Annotated in this window: 15 protein-coding genes; 12 read left to right on the top strand and 3 right to left on the bottom strand. The window is 74.3% G+C overall.

The window, feature by feature from the left end; genetic code table 11:
- Positions 1–138: 138 nt before the first annotated feature.
- The 3 genes from ABZ135_RS26645 (at position 139) to ABZ135_RS26635 (ending at position 2,599) form a co-directional block, all read left to right on the top strand.
- A complete protein-coding gene (locus ABZ135_RS26645; protein ID WP_356698880.1) occupies positions 139–609 on the top strand; it encodes a TrkA C-terminal domain-containing protein in 471 nt (156 codons plus the stop codon).
- A gap of 6 nt (positions 610–615) precedes the next feature.
- A complete protein-coding gene (locus tag ABZ135_RS26640; RefSeq protein ID WP_356698878.1) occupies positions 616–1,887 on the top strand; it encodes a cation:proton antiporter in 1,272 nt (423 codons plus the stop codon).
- 61 nt (positions 1,888–1,948) lie between these two features.
- A complete protein-coding gene (locus ABZ135_RS26635; RefSeq protein WP_356698876.1) occupies positions 1,949–2,599 on the top strand; it encodes a cysteine hydrolase family protein in 651 nt (216 codons plus the stop codon).
- A gap of 71 nt (positions 2,600–2,670) precedes the next feature.
- On the opposite strand, the gene lexA is transcribed toward ABZ135_RS26635, so the two are convergent.
- On the bottom strand, positions 2,671–3,402 hold the full coding sequence (gene lexA, locus ABZ135_RS26630; RefSeq protein ID WP_356698874.1) for a transcriptional repressor LexA: 732 nt from the start codon (positions 3,400–3,402) through the stop codon (positions 2,671–2,673).
- 77 nt (positions 3,403–3,479) lie between these two features.
- Entirely contained in the window at positions 3,480–4,100 is a 621-nt protein-coding gene (locus ABZ135_RS26625; RefSeq protein ID WP_356698872.1) for an L-threonylcarbamoyladenylate synthase, read from the bottom strand.
- 258 nt (positions 4,101–4,358) lie between these two features.
- Between ABZ135_RS26625 and ABZ135_RS26620 the strand changes: the two genes are divergently transcribed.
- The 6 genes from ABZ135_RS26620 to ABZ135_RS26595 all read left to right on the top strand — a co-directional run bounded on the left by ABZ135_RS26620 (position 4,359) and on the right by ABZ135_RS26595 (position 12,859).
- Positions 4,359–5,516 carry an acyl-CoA dehydrogenase family protein gene (locus tag ABZ135_RS26620; protein ID WP_356698870.1) on the top strand — a complete coding sequence of 386 codons (1,158 nt, stop codon included), beginning with the start codon at positions 4,359–4,361 and terminating at the stop codon, positions 5,514–5,516.
- Entirely contained in the window at positions 5,516–7,360 is a 1,845-nt protein-coding gene (locus tag ABZ135_RS26615; protein WP_356698868.1) for a thiamine pyrophosphate-dependent enzyme, read from the top strand. The genes ABZ135_RS26620 and ABZ135_RS26615 overlap by 1 nt, the downstream gene beginning before the upstream one ends.
- Before the next feature lie 116 nt (positions 7,361–7,476).
- A complete protein-coding gene (locus tag ABZ135_RS26610) occupies positions 7,477–8,640 on the top strand; it encodes a Glu/Leu/Phe/Val dehydrogenase dimerization domain-containing protein (protein ID WP_356698866.1) in 1,164 nt (387 codons plus the stop codon).
- Positions 8,637–11,093: an acetate--CoA ligase family protein gene (locus ABZ135_RS26605; RefSeq protein WP_356698865.1), complete on the top strand. Its 2,457-nt coding sequence runs from the start codon at positions 8,637–8,639 to the stop codon at positions 11,091–11,093. Before ABZ135_RS26610 ends, ABZ135_RS26605 begins: the two co-directional genes overlap by 4 nt.
- Positions 11,090–11,956 carry an SDR family oxidoreductase gene (locus tag ABZ135_RS26600; protein WP_356698863.1) on the top strand — a complete coding sequence of 289 codons (867 nt, stop codon included), beginning with the start codon at positions 11,090–11,092 and terminating at the stop codon, positions 11,954–11,956. Before ABZ135_RS26605 ends, ABZ135_RS26600 begins: the two co-directional genes overlap by 4 nt.
- 180 nt (positions 11,957–12,136) lie before the next feature.
- Positions 12,137–12,859 carry a hypothetical protein gene (locus ABZ135_RS26595; RefSeq protein WP_356698861.1) on the top strand — a complete coding sequence of 241 codons (723 nt, stop codon included), beginning with the start codon at positions 12,137–12,139 and terminating at the stop codon, positions 12,857–12,859.
- Between the two features lie 70 nt (positions 12,860–12,929).
- On the opposite strand, the gene ABZ135_RS26590 is transcribed toward ABZ135_RS26595, so the two are convergent.
- The gene (locus ABZ135_RS26590; protein WP_356698859.1) at positions 12,930–14,492 is read right to left on the bottom strand and encodes an APC family permease; all 1,563 of its coding nucleotides are present in this window, start codon (positions 14,490–14,492) and stop codon (positions 12,930–12,932) included.
- A gap of 230 nt (positions 14,493–14,722) precedes the next feature.
- On the opposite strand from ABZ135_RS26590, the gene ABZ135_RS26585 reads away from it, so the two are divergent.
- From ABZ135_RS26585 to ABZ135_RS26575, 3 genes are all read left to right on the top strand, one after another.
- Positions 14,723–15,349 carry a TetR/AcrR family transcriptional regulator gene (locus tag ABZ135_RS26585; RefSeq protein ID WP_356698857.1) on the top strand — a complete coding sequence of 209 codons (627 nt, stop codon included), beginning with the start codon at positions 14,723–14,725 and terminating at the stop codon, positions 15,347–15,349.
- An 82-nt stretch (positions 15,350–15,431) separates the two neighbouring features.
- Positions 15,432–16,865 carry an FAD-dependent oxidoreductase gene (locus ABZ135_RS26580; protein WP_356698855.1) on the top strand — a complete coding sequence of 478 codons (1,434 nt, stop codon included), beginning with the start codon at positions 15,432–15,434 and terminating at the stop codon, positions 16,863–16,865.
- Complete coding sequence (locus ABZ135_RS26575) at positions 16,862–17,953, top strand: TetR/AcrR family transcriptional regulator (protein ID WP_356698854.1); 1,092 nt, start codon at positions 16,862–16,864, stop codon at positions 17,951–17,953. Before ABZ135_RS26580 ends, ABZ135_RS26575 begins: the two co-directional genes overlap by 4 nt.
- Position 17,954 lies beyond the last annotated feature (1 nt).

The following is a 17,954-nucleotide window of genomic DNA, read 5'->3' as shown; positions in this document are numbered from 1 at the left end:
GAGGGCTGGTTGCGGGGATCCTGGCGAGTCCGCCCATGGATCGACCGATTTGTTGCCTGGGTAAAGTCATTGCCAAGTCGCCCCCACCTCCCCTGTCCGTCACGTCCGCCCCAGGAGAGTCCCGTGTCCGCTGCCCGTATGAGCCGTACGCCCCTGCCCGGAATCGGCGTCCGCTACGACCTGACCACCCGTGAGGACCGCCGGCTCTCGGTCGTCGCGAGCCGCGACGGCACCCGTGTGCTGAACGCGTACCGCCGTGACGATCCCGACGAATGCTCCCTGTCGGTACGGCTGACGGCCGGGGAGTCGGAGGCCCTGATCGACGCTCTCATGCCCTCCCACCACAGTCCGAGCCTGCTCTCCACCACGGACCTCGGCCTGGTGGCCGAGCGGATCGCGCTGTCCTCCGCCTCCCACTGGAACGGCCGCCACCTCGGCGAGACCCGGATGCGCACCCGTACCGGCGTCTCGATCGTGGCCGTCCTGCGCCGCGCCGACGCCATCCCCTCCCCCGGACCCGAGTTCCGACTCGCCGGGGGCGACACCCTCATCGTCATCGGCACCCGCGAAGGGGTCGACGCCGCCGCCCTGATACTCGAAAGGGAGTGAGCAGCCATGCACTCGTCCGCCGTCTTCCTCATCGAGTTCGGTGCGATCATCCTCGGCCTGGGCCTCCTCGGACGGATCGCCGGACGGCTGAAGTTCTCCCCCATCCCCCTCTATCTGCTCGCCGGACTCGCCTTCGGCGAGGGCGGGTTGCTGCCGCTCGGCGCGAGCGAGGAGTTCGTCGCCATCGGCGCCGAGATCGGCGTCATCCTGCTGCTGCTCATGCTCGGCCTGGAGTACACCGCCACGGACCTGGTCACCAACCTCAGGACCCAGTACCCGGCCGGTCTCGTCGACGCCGCCCTCAACGCCCTGCCCGGCGCGGCCATGGCGCTGCTCCTCGGCTGGGGTCCGGTCGCCGCCGTGGTCCTCGCGGGCGTCACCTGGATCTCCTCGTCCGGCGTCATCGCCAAGGTGCTCGGCGACCTCGGCCGGCTCGGCAACCGGGAGACCCCGGTCGTCCTCAGCATCCTGGTCCTCGAAGACCTGGCCATGGCCGTCTACCTGCCGATCGTGACCGCGCTCCTCGCCGGCGTCGGCCTGGCCGCCGGCAGCGCCACCCTGGCCGTCGCGCTCGGCGTGGCGGGCCTGGTGCTGTTCCTGGCGCTCCGCTACGGGCGGCTGATATCCCGCTTCGTCTCCAGCGACGACCCCGAGAAGCTGCTCCTCGTGGTGCTCGGTCTGACCCTGCTGGTCGCCGGCGTCGCCCAGCAGCTCCAGGTCTCCGCCGCCGTCGGCGCCTTCCTGGTCGGCATCGCCCTGTCGGGCGAGGTCGCCGAGGGCGCCCACAACCTTCTCAGCCCGCTGCGCGACCTGTTCGCCGCCGTGTTCTTCGTCTTCTTCGGCCTCCACACCGACCCCGCCAGCATCCCGCCCGTGCTGCTGCCCGCCCTCGCGCTCGCCGTCGTCACCGCCGGCACGAAGATCGCGACGGGCTACTGGGCGGCCCGGCGGTCCGGCATCTCCGCCAAGGGCCGCTGGCGCGCCGGCGGCACTCTGGTGGCCCGCGGCGAGTTCTCCATCGTCATCGCCGGACTGGCCGTCACCGCGGGCATCGAGCCCTCCCTCGGGCCGCTGGCCACGGCGTACGTCCTCATTCTCGTCGTCCTGGGCCCGCTGACCGCCCGCTACACCGAGCCCCTCGCCACCCGGCTGACCCGCCTGCTCCGCCGTCGCCGCCCGTCCGGCGCCGTCACCCCGGCAGGCGTCCCGGAGGAGGAGCCGGCCATGTCCGGATCTGCAAGTCACATGACATTGCCGCCATCCGGAGGCGCTTCGTAGCGTGGAGCCACCGCCCCCGGGCCCGGCCCGGGGGACCTTCGCACGAGGAGAAAGGGCGGCCATGCCGACCACCACGCCTTCCACCACCACGCCTTCGGCCACCGGGTCTTCGAGCCCCGCTCCCTCGACCACCCTGCGCGAGCTCAACGGGTTCGACCCGGCGCCGGCCCCGCTGGCGGACTCGACGCTGATCCTCGTCGACTACCAGAACACCTACACCCGGGGCGTGATGGAGCTGTCCGGCTGGGAGGCCGCCCTCGACGCCGCGGCGGAGCTGCTCGCCCGGGCGCGGGCGGCCGGCACCAAGGTCGTCCACGTCATCAACGACGGCGGCGAGGGCACCCCGTACGACATCCGGGCCGAGATCGGGCAGATCCACCCGCGGGTGGCGCCGGTCGAGGGCGAGCCGGTGGTCGTCAAGACCGTGCCCGACGCGTTCGTCGGCACCGATCTCGGCGAGCACCTGGACGCGGCCGGCACCAAGGACGTCGTCGTCGCCGGATTCATGACCCACATGTGCGTGGCGTTCACGACGGCCGGCGCCTTCCTGCGCGGCAACCGCCCCACCGTCGTCGCCGACGCCTGCGCCACCCGCCCGCTCGGCACCACGGGCGGCGGGCTGGTGTCCGCCGAGACGCTGCACCGGGGCGCACTGGCGACCATCGGCGACCTGTACGGCGTGGTGGTGCCGGACGCCGCCGCGCTGAACTGACGGCAGGGCCGGGCTCGCGGCGACTCCCCCGGGCCCGGGTCAGGGCCCTGCCCCAAGGGGGCGAAACCGTGTCAGAGGCGGCGGAACACGGACACGACCTTGCCGAGGATCGTCGCCTCGTCGCCGGGAATCGGCTCGTAGCGCGGGTTGGCGGGGAGCAGCCAGACGTGCGGGCCGTCGTGGGACAGGCGCTTGACCGTGGCCTCCCCGTCGAGCATGGCGGCGACGATGTCGCCGTCGTCCGCGGTGTCCTGCGCGCGGACGACCACGACGTCGCCGTCCTCGATGTGGGCGTCCCGCATCGAGTCGCCGACGACGGTCACGGCGAACAGCCGGCCCGCGCCGACGACCTGGGCGGGCAGCACGAGGGTGTCCTCGATGTGCTCCTCGGCGGTGATGGGCGCACCGGCCGCGATCCGCCCGACGAGGGGCACGACGACGGCCTGCCGTTCGCCCTCCCGCGCCATCGGACCGCCGGTCCCGCTCCCCGCCCCCAGCCCTGTCCCCGTCGAGGCGTCGGCGTCGGAGTCGGCGGAGTCGGCTCCGCTGTCGGCCACGACGTAGGCGCGCGGGCGCTGCGGGTCCTGCCGGAGCACGCCCTTCTTCTCCAGGGCCCGGATCTGGTGGGAGACGCTGGACGTGCTGAGGAGGCCCGCGGCCGCCGCGATCTCCCGCATCGAGGGCGGGAAGCCGTGCTGCCGCGTGTGCCGGCGGATGATGTCCAGGATCTGCTGCTGCCGCTGGGTCAGCCCGTCGTGGTTCGTCCGGGTGCCCGGCGGCCGGCCGGCACGGTTCCTGCCCATGGTCGGCCTCCGTTCTTCAGCTTCGCCGATGAGGGCACACTAACCCGGACCGCCCCGATCGCAGCAGGTCGGGTGGGTCACTCGAAGCGCGCGGGGTCGCCGGCGCCGTAGCGTACGACCTCGGCCCCGCCACCCGAGAAGTCGACGACGGTCGTCGGTTCCGTGCCGCAGTCGCCCGAGTCGACGACGGCGTCGAGGACATGGTCGAGCCGCTCCTTGATCTCCCAGCCCTGCGTCAGCGGCTCCTCCTCGTCGGGCAGCAGCAGCGTGCTCGACACGAGCGGTTCGCCCAGCTCGGCGAGGAGCGCCCGGGCGACGGGGTGGTCCGGGATCCGCACGCCGACCGTCTTCTTCTTCGGGTGCATCAGCCGGCGCGGCACCTCCTTGGTGGCGGGGAGGATGAAGGTGTAGCTGCCGGGGGTCGCCGCCTTGACGGCGCGGAAGACGTCGTTGTCGACGTGCACGAACTGTCCGAGCTGCGCGAAGTTCTCGCAGACCAGGGTGAAGTGGTGCCGGTCGTCCAGGCGGCGGATGGACCGGATCCGCTCCAGCCCCTCGTGGTTGCCGATGCGGCAGCCCAGGGCGAAGCACGAGTCGGTGGGATACGCGATGAGGGCGCCGGACCGGAGGCTCTCGACCACCGTCCCGATGGTGCGCGGCTGCGGGGACTGCGGATGGACGTCGAAGTACTTGGCCATTTTCCGACCTTACGGGATTGCCCGCGTCCGGTCTCCGCGTCCGGGCTCCGTGCCGCGGCCCGCTCCCTCCGCAGGGACGGCGGGTTCCGGTGCGTTGACAGCGTCGCTCAGGGCTCCGGATACTGACTGATGGTTCAGTCAGTATCCGGATTGTCTGCGCCTGCACCTGCGCCTGCACCTGCGTCTGTGTCTGCATCTGTCTGCGTCTGCATCTGCGACTGCCTGAGCCGGTCACCCGTTGCCGCATCTGGAGGCACCATGTCCGACCTCCCCACCGAGCTGGTTCCGTTCACCCCCGAGCAGCGTGGCATCGTCGAGCTCTCCCGGACCTTCGCCCGCGAGGAGATCCGCCCGCGGGCGCGCGCCGTGGACGAGGCCGACGTCGAGACCCCGTGGGACCTCTGGCGCAAGGCGGCCGAGGTGGGCGTCACGGGCTTCATGCTTCCCGAGGAGTACGGGGGCGGCGGCTTCACCGACGTCTTCACCCAGTGTCTGGTTCAGGAGGAGCTGTGCGTCGGCGACCTCGGCATCGGCAACCTCCTCTGCTCCAACGGCTTCTTCGCCGACCCGCTGCTCGCACTCGGCACGGAGGAGCAGAAGCGGACCTGGCTCACGCCGCTGGCCGGCCCCGACACCCCGATGACGGCCCTCGCCACCACGGAACCCGGCGCGGGCTCCGACGCGGCGTCCATCGCCACGACGGCGACCCGCACCGAGGGCGGTTATCTGCTGAACGGCCAGAAGGCGTGGATCTCCAACGCCGGCGAGGCGGAGCAGTACGTCGTCTTCGCCAAGACGGACCCCACGCAGCGCTCCCGCGGCGTGACCGCCTTCCTGCTCCGCAAGGACACGCCCGGGGTCGCCTTCGGCGAGCCCATGCGGAAGATGGGACAGCGCGCGATCGTCTGCCGCGAGATCTTCTTCTCCGACGCCTTCGTCCCCGACGAGCATCGCCTCGGCGCGGAGGGCCAGGGCTTCCAGGGCCTGATGCGCACCTTCGACATCTCCCGCACCGTGCTGGGCGCGGCGGCGACGGGGGTGGCGAGGGCCGCGTACGAGTACGCCCGTGACTACGCGCGCACCCGGCAGCAGTTCGGCAAGCCGATCGTCGAGCACCAGGCCGTCGCCTTCCGGCTCGCCGACATGCGCACCCGCATCGAGCAGTCCCGCCTGATGACCTGGCGCGCGGCGAAGCGCCTGGACGCGGGCCTGACCGCCACGACCGAGGCCGCCATGGCCAAGCTGACGGCGTCAGAGACGGCCGCGTACTGCACCTGGGCGGCCGTGCAGACGCTGGGCGGCTGGGGCTACTCCCGCGAGTTCCCCGTGGAGCAGTGGATGCGGGACGCCAAGCTGGAGGAGATCGAGGAGGGCACCTCGGACATCATGCGGCTCGTCATCGCGCGGGGCCTGTGATGGGCGGCCGCAGGGTCCTCGCCGCGGACGGGGCGGCGGGGGCCGGGGGCGACACGGGCGACCGGTACGGCGGGGAGGGACGGCACGGCACGGAGGACCGGTACGGAGTCGTGGGGCGGCCCGAAGCCTCGGGGCCGGCGTGGGCGCGCGACCGGGCCGCCTCGGGTTCGTACAGCGGGGGCGAGGCGGTCGTACGGGCGCTGGCCGCGCACGGAGTCACCGACGCGTTCGGGATTCCCGGGACGCACAACCTGGAGATCTACCGTCACCTCCGTCCGTACGTCATCCGCCATGTGACGACCCGTCACGAGCAGGGTGCGGGGTACGCCGCCGACGCGTACGCCCGGGTGTCGGGGCGGCCCGGCGTCGCGATCACCACGACCGGGCCCGCGCTGCTGAACATCGCGGCGGCCGTCGGCCAGGCGTACTCCGACAGCGTGCCGCTGCTCGTCGTCTCGCCCGGCATGCCGCTCCGCCATCCCCGGCAGTCCACCGGCCTCCTGCACGAGATGCGCAGCCAGACCGAGGCCCTGCGCGGAGTCGCCGCCTTCAGCCATCGAGTGGCGTCCGTGGACGAGATCGGCGCGGCGGTGGCGCGGGCGTTCGCCCTCTTCCGCACCGGACGGCCCCGGCCCGCGCACATCGAGGTGCCGCTGGACCTGCTGGAGGCCGTGGAACCGCTCGTCGCCACCCGCCTCGCGCCGCCCGTCGGCCCCCCGGCGCCGGATCCGGCCGCGCTCGCGGCGGCGGTCACCGCCCTGCGCGCGGCCCGCCGTCCCGCACTCGTGCTCGGCGGCGGCGCACGGGCGGCCGCGGCGGAGTGCCGGGCGCTCGCCGTCGCCCTGGGCGCGCCGGTGGTCACCACGGCCAACGGCAAGGGCGTCGTCGACGAGCGCCACCCGCTCTCCCTCGGCGTCTCGTTGCACAGTCCGGCCGTGCGGACCTGGCTGGCGGACCGCGACGTCCTCCTCGCCGTCGGCACGGAGCTCGCGGAGTCCGACGTCTGGGGCCCGCTGCCTGCCCTCACCGGCACGCTGATACGGGTGGACGTCGACCCGGCACAGATGTACGCGGGGCTCCCGGCCGACGTGCCGCTGGTCGGTGACGCGGCGGTGGTGCTGGGCGCGCTGCTCGCCGCGTACGAGGACGGGACCGGTGCGGGCGGCGAGGCCGAGCACGGCGCGAACGGCGGGCGTGGCGGGAACGGCGGGCAGCGCGCGAGGGGCGTGGACGAGGACGGGGCCGAGTGCGCGGAAGCGGAACAGGTCGCCGCCCTCCGTACCGCCCGCGACGACGAGACCCGGTCCCGTGACGCGCGCTGGCTGCCGTATCTGCGGGCGATGCGCCGCGTCCTCGCCGAGGACGCCGTCCTCACCTCCGACAGCGCCCAGTGCTGCTACTACGGCGCGCTGCCCCACCTGCCCGTGGGACCCGAGGGCCGCTTTCTCCACCCCACCGGTTTCGGCACCCTCGGCTACGCTCTGCCGGCCGCGATCGGCGCCAAGACGGCCTGCCCCGAGCGGCAGGTCGTGGCCCTGAGCGGCGACGGCGGACTGCAGTTCTCCGTGCAGGAGCTCGCCACGGCCGCTCAACTGGGCGTTCCGCTGCCCGTCGTGGTCTTCGACAACGGCGGGTACGGCGAGATCCGCGAGGAGATGGCGGCCCGTGGGGACGAGCCCACGGCCGTCGACCTGCCGCCGGTCGACCTGCCCGCGCTCGCCCGTGCGTACGGCGGGCGCGGCACGGTCGTCCGCTCGCCCGAGGAACTCGCCGCCGCGCTGACCGGAGCGCTGGCCACCCCCGGACCCACCATCGTCACCGTCCCCGAGGAGTCCTCCCGATGACGACCCCTGAGCCGACGCCGTCTCCGTCGCCGTCCCCCGCTTCCTCTCTTTCTCCTCTTTCCCCTCCCGACCTTTCTGCCCCTCCTGCCCCTCCTGCCCCTCCTGCTCCTCCGCTGGTGTCGGTCACGTGGACGGACCACGTCACCGGCCGGCAGGGGCACCTGGTGATCGACCGTCTCGTGCGGGGGGTGTCCAGCGGCGGTCTGCGGATGCGGGCCGGCTGCACCCTCGACGAGGTCACCGGCCTCGCCCGCGGCATGACGATGAAGGAGGCGCTCCACTACGACCCCGCGGCCCGGTACATCCCGCTCGGCGGCGCCAAGGGCGGCATCGACTGCGATCCGCGCGACCCCGAGGCGTACGGCGTGCTCGTCCGCTATCTCCGCGCGATGCGCCCGTACGTGGAACGCTTCTGGACCACCGGCGAGGACCTCGGTCTCACCCAGGATCTGGTCGACCGGGCCGCCGAGGAGGCCGGTCTGGTCTCCTCCATCCAGGCGGTCTACCCGCTGCTCGACGACGAGGTCTCGGCCCGCCGCCGGCTCGCGGACGCGTTCGCCGTCGAGGTGGACGGCATCGGGCTCGACGAACTGGCGGGCGGCTGCGGCGTCGCCGAATCGGTCCTGACCGCCCTCGACCGGGCCGGCGTCCCGCACGCGGGGACACGGGTGGCGGTGCAGGGCTTCGGGACGATGGGCGGGGCGACGGCCCGTTTCCTGGCCCGCGCCGGGCTCGTCGTGGTGGCCGTCGCCGACGTCAAGGGCACGATCGCGCACCCGGACGGCCTGGACGTCGAGGCGCTGCTGGCCGCCCGCGACGCGTACGGCACGGTGGACCGTACGGCCCTGCGGGCGGGAGACCGCGAACTGCCCGGTGACGCCTGGCTGTCGGTGCCCGCCGACGTACTGGTCCCGGCGGCCGTCTCGTACGCGATCGACACGGCCAACCAGGGCGGGATCACGGCCCGCTGGATCGTCGAGGCCGCCAACATGCCGGTCCTGCCGGACGCGGAGGAGCTGCTGGCCGCGCGCGGCACCACCGTGCTGCCGGACGTCGTGGTCAACTCCGCCACCAACGCCTGGTGGTGGTGGACCCTGTTCGGGGACATCGGCGCCGACGCGGACGAGGCGTTCGCCCACATCCGCCGCTCCATGCGGACCCTGGTCGGGCAGGTCCTGGACCGGGCGGAACGGGACGGGACCACGCCGCGGGTCGCGGCGCACGGTGTCGTCGCCGACCGGCTGCCGGTGATCGCCGAGCGCTTCGGCTGGTACGCGTGAGCGCCGCCGACGCGCCCGCCGTGCCGGAGGCGCCCGAGCCGCCGGCCGTATCGGGGTCGCCCACGGTATCCGGGTCTCCCGCCGTCCCCGAGCCACCCGCCGTATCCGCGTCGGCCGCCGTTCCCGAGCCGCCGCCCGCGCTGGACGCGCTCTTCGATCCGCGGTGCGTCGCCGTCGTCGGGGCCTCCGCCGATCCCGCCAAGTGGGGCTACTGGCTGGCCTCGGGGGCGCTCGCCGGGCGGTCCCGCCGCACCGTGCACCTGGTCAACCGGCGGGGCGGCGCCCTCGACGGCGTGCCCTTCCTGCCGGACCTCGGCGCGCTGCCGACCGCCCCGGAGCACGTCGTGGTGGCGGTGCCGCCACGGCAGGTGCGGTCCGTGGTGATCGACGGGCTCGCGGCGGGCGCCCGCTGCTTCACCGTGATCACGTCGGGCGGGTCCGACCCGGCGGAGGAGCGCGAGCTGGCCGCGCTCGTGACCGCGAACGGCGGGCGGCTGCTCGGCCCCAACTGCATGGGCGTCGTCGACACCACCACCGAACTGCGGCTCAGTTGGGGCGACTTCCCGGCCGGTTCGGTCGGTCTGGTCTCGCAGAGCGGCAACCTCGCCCTGGAGATCGGCCGGCTGCTCGCCCGGGGCGGTCAGGGCTTCTCCCGGTTCGTGTCGCTCGGCAACCAGCGGGACATCGACGCGTCCGACGCGCTCGCCTCGCTCGTCGCCCACGAGGCGACCCGGGTCGTCGCCGCGTACGTGGAGGACTTCCGCGACGGCCGCCGCCTGGCCCGCACGCTGGTCGCGGCCCGCGCGGCGGGCAAGCCCGTCCTCCTCCTCACGCTCGGCCTCAGCGCCGCCTCGGGCCGCGCGGCGGCCTCCCACACGGGCGCACTGGTGAGCGCCCGCTCGGTGGTGGCCGCGGTGTGCCGCGACGCGGGTGCCGTGCTGGTGGACTCGGCGGGCGAACTCGCCGACGCCGCAGTCCTGTTGACCGCGACGCGGGGCACGCGCGTGAGCGGCGTCGGAGGCATGGCCGTGACGCTCCCCGAGGGGGCGGGCCCCCGGGCCGGCGGCCCGGCAGGTCCGCGGCAGTCCGCCGAGGGACGCGCCTGCGCCGAGGCACGGTCGGGCCAAGCGCAGGCGCAGGAGCAGGAGCAGGAACAGGAACAGGAACAGGAGCAGCGAAACGATCACAGGGCGGCGCCCGCACCTCCCCTCCGCGTCGCCGTCGTGGGCGACAGCGGTGGTCAAGGGGCCCTGGCGGCGGACGCGCTCGTCGTGCGGGGGCTCGATGTGCCCGTGCTGGGCGAGAAGACACGGGCCGCCGTCGGGGCGTATCTCCCGGGCGGGGGCGGGTGCGGGAACCCCGTCGACCTGGCGGGCGCCGGGGAGGCGGATCTACGGACCTACGCGCGGGTCACGCGGGCCCTGCTCGACGGCGGGGACACCGACGTCACGCTCCTCACCGGGTACTTCGGCGACTACGCCGGCGCGAGCCCCGCCCAGGCCGACGAGGAATGCGCGGTCGCCCGGGAGTTGGCGGAGGCCGCGCGGGCCTCCGGACGGCTGCTCGTCGTCCACACCATGGCGCGGGACACCCCCGCCCTCGCGGTCCTGCGGGAGCACGGCGTCCCCGTTTACGAACGCGTCGAGCAGGCCGCGACGGCCCTGGCACACGCCGCCCGTATCGAGCGGGCGCAACCACAGGACCCGCCGCCACTGCCGTCGGCCGTGGCCACGGCCACTGCCCCAGGGACCGGCACCGGACCGCGTACCGGCACCGTCCCGGACGCCCCAACCACCCCCACCACCCCAACGACCCCAACGACCCCCACCGGAGGGTACGAGAGCATCCGCGCGCTCCTCGTGCCGTACGGGCTCGCCTTTCCCGCCGCCGCGTTCGTCGGGGACGCCGACGAGGCGGCCGAGGCCGCCCGCCGGAGCATCGGGTATCCGCTGGTCCTCAAGGCGATGGGTCTGGCCCACAAGACGGAGGCCGGTGGTGTGGTCCTGGGCATCGCCGACGAGGTGGGGCTGCGGGACGCGTTCGGCCGGATGCGGGACGCCACCGGCGCCGTCCGGTTCGCGGTCGAGGCGATGGCCGCGCACCCGTACGCGGTCGAGCTCATCGTCGGCGTCCGCCGCGACCCGGCGTTCGGGCCGGTCGCCATGGTGGGCCTCGGCGGGGTCACCGCCGAGCTGCTCGCCGACACCGCGCTCGCCCTCGCCCCGCTCACCCCGCCCCGCGCCCGCGCGCTGCTGCTCTCGCTGCGCCACGCGCCGCTGCTCACCGGCTGGCGGGGCGCGCCCGCCGTGGATCTGGACGCCGCCGCGGACGCGCTGTGCGCGGTGGCACGGGCGGCGGTCGAGCATCCCGAGTTCACCGAGCTGGAGGTCAATCCTCTGCTGGTCCACCCGGGCGGCGCGGTCGCCCTCGACGCCCATGGAGTGACGGCATGACCGGTTTCGACGGCGGTTCCGACAGCGGCTTCGAGGGCCGCACGTACATCGTGACCGGCGGCGGCAGCGGCATCGGCCGCGCGATCGCGCTCGCCCTGACGCGGGCGGGCGCGCGGGTCGCCGTCGCGGGGCGCACCCGGGAGCGGCTCGACGAGACGGTCGCGCTGGCCGCCGCTGCGGGCACAGCCGGGGCGGGCACAGCCGGGGCGGGCGGCGGCAAGGCGGGCGGCGGCGAGGCGTTCGCGGTGCCGACGGACGTGCGGGACCCGGAGGCCGTGGACGCGTTGGTGGCGGCGACGGTCGAACGGTTCGGCGGGCTCGACGGCCTGGTGAACAACGCGGCCGGCAACTTCGTCGTGCCGGGCATCGACCTCTCGCCGGGCGGCTGGCGCGCGGTCGTCGACATCGTCCTCAACGGCTCGTACTACTGCACCCGCGCGGTGGCCCGCCGGCTGCGCGAGCAGGGCACGGGCGGCTCGATCCTCTCCGTGATCGCAAGTTACGCCTGGCACGGCCACCCGGGCACCGTCCACTCGGCCGCCGCGAAGGCCGGTGTGCTGGCCATGACCCGGACGCTCGCGGTGGAGCTCGCCCCGCTGGGCATCCGCCTGAACTGCGTCGCCCCCGGCCCGACCGAGACGGCCGGCGCAGGGGCCGCCCTGTGGGCCACCCCCGAGGCCCGCGCCAAGGTTCTCGCCACGGTCCCGGCCGGCCGGTTCGCCGATCCGGCGGAGATCGCCGACGCGTCGCTGTTCCTGCTGGGCGACCGCGCCGCGTACCTGACGGGCGAGTGCCTGACGGTGGACGGCGGACAGTGGCTCGGCAAGCAGGTGTACGGGCGCGCGGCCGCCCAGGGCGTCTAGCGCCCGCGGACCGGGCCGGACCGGACCGGACCGTGCCGGGCCGTGAGCCCGCCCCCGGCCCGGTCCGCGGGACACCCTCTGGTCGGCCCCGCCCGGCGTCGGGCACGATGATCCCCGTCGAGGTGTCCCGGCCGTCATCCGGCCGGGGGTTCTCGTTCCGCGAACCGGGGGGGAGTCGCCATGCGCAGGTTCAGACGCGGTCGGCCGAACGCCGTGCCGGACGCCCAACGGCGGGTGCGCCGCAGCCCGTTGCTGTTCACGGCGCCGATCGTGCTGCTCGTCCTGCTGACGGCGGTGCTGGGCTGGGAGATCGTCCGGGCCAACATGACGGCGGAGGCACGGGCCGACTGGCCGTGGCGGCTCCAGTTGCTCGACATGGAGCCGCTCGGCAGCCTGCTCGCGGTCGCGGCCGGCGCGGTCCTCGCCCGGGCCCAGTACGCCCGCACGGTACGGCCGATCCTGGGCTGGCGCGCCGACTGGAAGACCGGCCACCTGCGGGGCGGTGTGCCCGAGTGGCAGGTCGGGCTGCTCAACGGCGGCTCGCACACGGCGGTGGTCGAGGAGTACGCGTGCCGGGTCGTGCTGCGGGGCGGCTCGCCGTCCGGGCCGGGGGACGCCGGCGCCCCGTGGACGGATGTCCCGGGGGCGGCGGAGGTGCTGACCGCAGCGGGTCTCACCGTCGGGGAGGACTTCCAGTTGGTCACCTTCGGGAACTTCCCGCTGATGGGAGCCGGCACCAACGAGACGACGCTGCTCGGCGCGTTCTCCCCGCGTTTCGTCGACGAGGTCGAGGCCCTGTACGTCAGGGTCCGGGTGGTCGACGTCGTGGGCGACAGCCACGAACGGGTCCTCGACGCGCTCAAGGGCGCCCGCTCGACGGCGTACCGGCGCCCGGCGCTCTGACGACGCGCGTACGGCAGGAGGGGGGCGGCCCGGCTGGTCCGCCCCCCTCCTCCCCCCGTGCGGGCCCTCGTCAGCGCGTCGTACGGCGGGTCTTGGCGCCCAAGGCGTAGAAGACGAGCCCGATGACCGCGATGAGCAGCAGCGGAACGACCTGGCTCAGGGTGTACGCGGCGCGCTCGCCGGCGAACGCCGCCGGGAGGGAGTCGGCCGCCGAGCCGTCGGTGCCGAACCAGCCGACGCCGAAGCCCGGCCAGATGAGGACGACCACGGTGAAGGCGACGAGGCCGGTGGCGAGCGTGGTGACGGTCCAGGCCCCGAGGCGTCCGCCGGGGACGGCGTAGGGGCGGGGCGTGTCGGGGTACTTGCGGCGCAGCACGAGCAGGCTGGGGAAGGTGATGACGTACGAGATGAAGGTGGTGCAGATCGTCAGGCCGAGGCCCGCCGCGAAGTACTTCTCGCCGTCGCCCTCGGTGAGGTTGAGCGCGACGACGAGGAGGACGGACGCGAGCACGGCGGACAGCAGGTTCACGCGGACCGGGGTGCCGTGCTTCTCGGAGATGGTGCCGAGCCAGGCGGGCCCGGCGCCGTCGGCGCAGGCCACGGCCTGGGCGCGGTGCGCGCCCATCGCCCAGGTCACTCCCGAGGTCAGCAGACCGATGATGAGCCCGGCGGCGGCGATGCCGCCGAAGACGGCGCCCGCCCCGGTGAGGGTGACCGTGCCGTCGGCGGCGATGGAGCCGCCGTACACGGTGAACACGGCCTTGCAGGCGTCGATGAAGCCGCCGAGGCTGCCGATCCGGTCGCCGGGCAGGACGAAGAGGATGCCGAGGATCGGCCCGCCGTAGAGCAGCAGGGAGGCGAGGCCGGAGCGGAGGATGGAGAGCGGGATGTCGCGGCGCGGGTTGCGCATCTCCTCGGCGGCGGAGCTGGGCAGTTCGAAGCCGACATAGTTGAAGATCAGGACGGGGACGAGGGCGACGAAGCCGGCGTACGTGGGGGTGAACTCGTGCGCGGGCAGGGTGTGCACGCCGTTCTCGACGGCGTAGACGACGACCGAGACGAGGAAGAAGCCGAGGAGGACGATACGGGCCACGGCCCCGGCGATCGGCACCCACTTGCCGATCCGGACGGACTGGACGACGGCGAGCGCGCCGCCCCAGATGAAGATGAGGCCGGCGGCGTACTTCCACAGGCCGGGCAGCGGGGTGAAGAACTCCTCCCAGGTGGTGAGGGCGATGATGCAGAGGCTGCCACCCACCCAGACCGGGTTGGAGATCCAGTAGAGGATCTGGTTGAGGCCGGCGGTGAGCCGGCCGAAGGCGAGCCGGGTCCATACGTACGGGCCGCCCTGGACGGGGAAGGCCGAGCCGAGTTCGGCGACCAGGAGTCCGTACGGAAGGAAGAACAGCACCGCGAGGACGGCCATCCAGGTCAGCCCCTGCGGGCCCTGCGCCGCGACCGAGCCGATGGTGTCGAGTCCGACGAGAGTGCAGATGAGGAACAGCAGGACGTCGAAGCGGCGCAGCTCCTTGCGCAGTCTGCCGCGTTGTTCGCCCCAGCCCTCGGAGAGGTCGGGGGTGTCGGAGGTGTCGGGTGCGGCGGGGGTGCTGGCGGTGACGGGGATGTGGGTCACGGGCGGACTCCTACGGCGGCACGGGGGAATCTCGGCGATCTCGTACGGGCGTGGGGGGCGCGAGCGGGCGACTTCGACGGACGGCTGCGACGGACGACTTCGACCGACGGCCGCGACGGGCGACTACGACCGACGACTTCGACGGACGACTTTTGACTGAACAGCCAGTCAGTAGCCAGCACTGTGAGCCCGGCCACACCGCACTGTCAAGGGCTGTGTAGGGTGAAGGCGTGGCCAGAGTGCGGTTGAGCGTGGAGGAGCGGCGCGCGGAGATCCTGCGCGTCGCCGTCGAGCAGATCGAGGCCCGCGGTGTCGGCAACGTGCGCATCGCGGACGTCGCTTCGGCCCTCGGCGTCAGCGGCTCGCTGGTGCTCTACCACTTCTCCACCAAGGAACTCCTCGTCGCCGAGGCATTCGCGCACGCCGCCGAGGGCGACCTCGCGCAGTTGCGGAGGATCCTCGACGAGCCCGGCACCAGCGCCGTCCGCCGGCTGCGGTCCGCCGTGCGCTGGTACGCGCCGACCGGGCAGGCCAAGGGCTGGCGGCTGTGGATCGAGGGCTGGGCCGCCGCGTTGCGGGAACCCGCCCTGCGCAAGGTGACCCACGACCTCGACCAGCAGTGGAAGGCGGCGATCGCCGAGGTCGTCGCGCAGGGCGTGGCGGCCGGCGAATTCGGTTGCGAGCGCCCGGCGGACGCCGCGTTCCGTCTCACCGCGCTGCTGGACGGCCTGGCCGTCCAGACCACGGCGTACCAGGGGCCGATCGAGCGGGCGACGATGCTGGAGTGGGTCGACGAGGCGCTCGTCCGCGAACTGGGCGTTTCCCGCGAGGACTTGGCCCGAGCCGACCGTCAGTGACCGAGCGCGCCGGATCCCTTCCGCGCTCCGGGACGTCGCAACCATTGACGCACCCGTCAGTGTTGCCGCATCCTCTCGGCCCATGGAGAGACAGAGCGCCTCGCATCTGATCGAATCCGACATCATCGTCGTGGGCGGCGGCTACGCCGGGCTCGCCGCGGCCCTCCGACTCCACGACAACGCCGCCGACTTCGTCCTGGTCGAGGCCGCCGACCGGGTCGGCGGACGGGTCCTGACCGAGGTCAGGGCCGACGGCGTGACCGTCGACCACGGCGGCCAATGGGTCGGCCCCACCCAGACCCGTCTCGTCGCACTCGCCGCGCGCTTCGGCTGCCCCACGTTCCCGACCTGGGAGAAGGGCAACCACATCGAGGTCCGGCACGACGGCACCCGGGTCCCCTACACCGGCGCCGCGCCCGAACAGGGCCCGGGCATCGCCGCGTACGTCCGGATCACCGGGCTCCTCGACGCCCTCGCCCGCACCGTGGACACCGCGCGGCCCCGGCGCACGGCCCGCTTCGCGGAGTGGGACGCACAGACGGCGGGGGACTTCTTCCGCTCCGAGACGAACGAACCCGAGGCCCTGCGCCGCCTCGACCTCGCCGTCCAGGGGCTGTGGTGCGCCGAGGCCGACGAGATCTCCCTCTTCCACGTCCTCTTCTACGTGGCGGCGGCCGGCGGCTTCGAGCAGTTGATGGAGACGCGCGGCTGCGCGCAGGACAGCCGGTTCACGGGGGGCGCGGCCGCTCCCGCGCACGCCGTCGCGGCGCTCCTCGGCGACCGGGTGCGCCTCGGCGAGCGCGTGCGGTCGATCGCGTACGGCTCCGAGGGCGCCCATGCCCGTGTCCGCGTCCGTGTCCGCGTCCGCACGGAGACGTCCGAGTTCCTGGCCCGCCGCGCGATCGTGGCCCTGCCGCCGCACGCCGTACGCGCCCTGGACTTCACGCCACCGCTCCCGCCGGGCCGCGCCGCCTGGCTGGCCCACGCCCCGATGGGCCGCGTCGCCAAGGTCCACGCCGTCTACGACACCCCCTTCTGGCGCGAGGCGGGACTGTCCGGCGTGGCGACGCTGTACGACGACGGCCCGGTCGGCGTCGTGTTCGACAACTCCCCGGACGCCGGCGGGCCGTACGGCATCCTCGTCGGCTTCGTGTACGCCGACCGGCTCGACCGCTTCGCCGCCCTGGAGGAGACCGCACGCCGGGCCGCCGTCCTCGACAGCCTCGCCTCCGTCGTCGGCCCGCGCGCCCGCCGGCCGCGCGACTACACCGAGAAGATCTGGACCCACGACCCGTTCGCGCGGGGCGGCTACGAGGCGTACCTGACCCCCGGCGGGTGGAGCGCCGCCGGAGAGGACGGCTGGCGGGCACCGACCGGCCCCGTGCACTGGGCGGGCACGGAGACCGCCTCGGAGTGGAACGGCTACATCGACGGCGCGGTGTCGTCGGGCTACCGGGCCGCCGACGAGGTACTGGCGGCGCTGCGGGCGGCGGACGCGGGAGGGACGGGACGATGACGGACGAGGGAACCCGGGGCGTGCGGGCGGCGGACGGACGGGCGCGGGGCGACGGGGTCGGGGACGTACCGGTCGGGGACGCGCGGGCGGGCGCCGGGGTCGGGGACGTACCGGCGGGGGCCGGGGAGGACGTGCCGGTGGGGGCCGGGGAGGACGTGCCGGTGGGGGCCGGGGAGGGCGGGCCAGTGGGTGCCGGTGACGTACGGGCACGGCGGGCCGTACCGGCGCAGGAGGACCCACGGGCCGTGGCCGAGCGGGCGCGGCTGGTGGTGCGGGCGGCGCCGGGAAGCCAGCGCGCCTTCGCCGAGCGCATCGGCATGGACCCCACCGCACTGTCCAAGTCCCTGTGCGGCGGCCGCCGTCTCGCGGACCACGAGCTCGCCGCCATCGCCCGGGAGGGCCGGGTGTCCGTACGGTATCTGCGGACCGGCCAGGGCCGCCCGCCCGCCGGGGCGGACCGCCGACCGGAGGGCGGCGCACGACGCCGGGCCGACGCGGTGGACGCGGAGGTACGCAAGGAGCAGATCCTGCGGGCCACCGCACGGCTCATCGCCCGGCGCGGCTTCCACCGGGTGCGGGTCGCCGACATCGCGCGCGCCTGCGGCACCAGCACCGGCACGATCCACTACCACTTCCCGACGAAGGAGGACGCGCTGCGCGCCTCCCTGCTCCACTGCGCGGACCGCCTCCACCGGCGGCTCGACGCCGAGTTCCGGGACGCGGACGGCGCGGCCGAGAAACTGCGCCGGCTCATCGACGTCCAGCTCGTCACCCGCGACGAGGACCGCGACGAGTGGTCGGTGTGGGTGCAGTCCTGGAACGAGGCGATCCTCGACCCCGGCCTGCGGGAGGGGCAGCGCGCCGTCTACACCCGCTGGCGGCGGACGGTGCTCGACCTGGTCCGCGCCTGCCAGGCCGAGGGGCTCGGGGCGGAGGCCGACGCGGAGGCCCTGACCAGCCGGTTCACCGCGATGGTCGACGGACTGGCGATCCAGGTCCTGGCGGGGACCGCGGAGATGCCGGCGCCGCGGATGCGCGATCTGCTCCTGGACGCGTTCGAGCCGCACATCCCCTTGCGCCGACGCTGAC

It is taken from the genome of Streptomyces sp. NPDC006339, assembly GCF_040612775.1.
Taxonomy (GTDB): Bacteria; Actinomycetota; Actinomycetes; order Streptomycetales; family Streptomycetaceae; genus Streptomyces.
The sequence above is the reverse complement of the archived record's forward strand: the minus strand, read 5'-3'. Positions and strand labels throughout refer to the sequence as shown.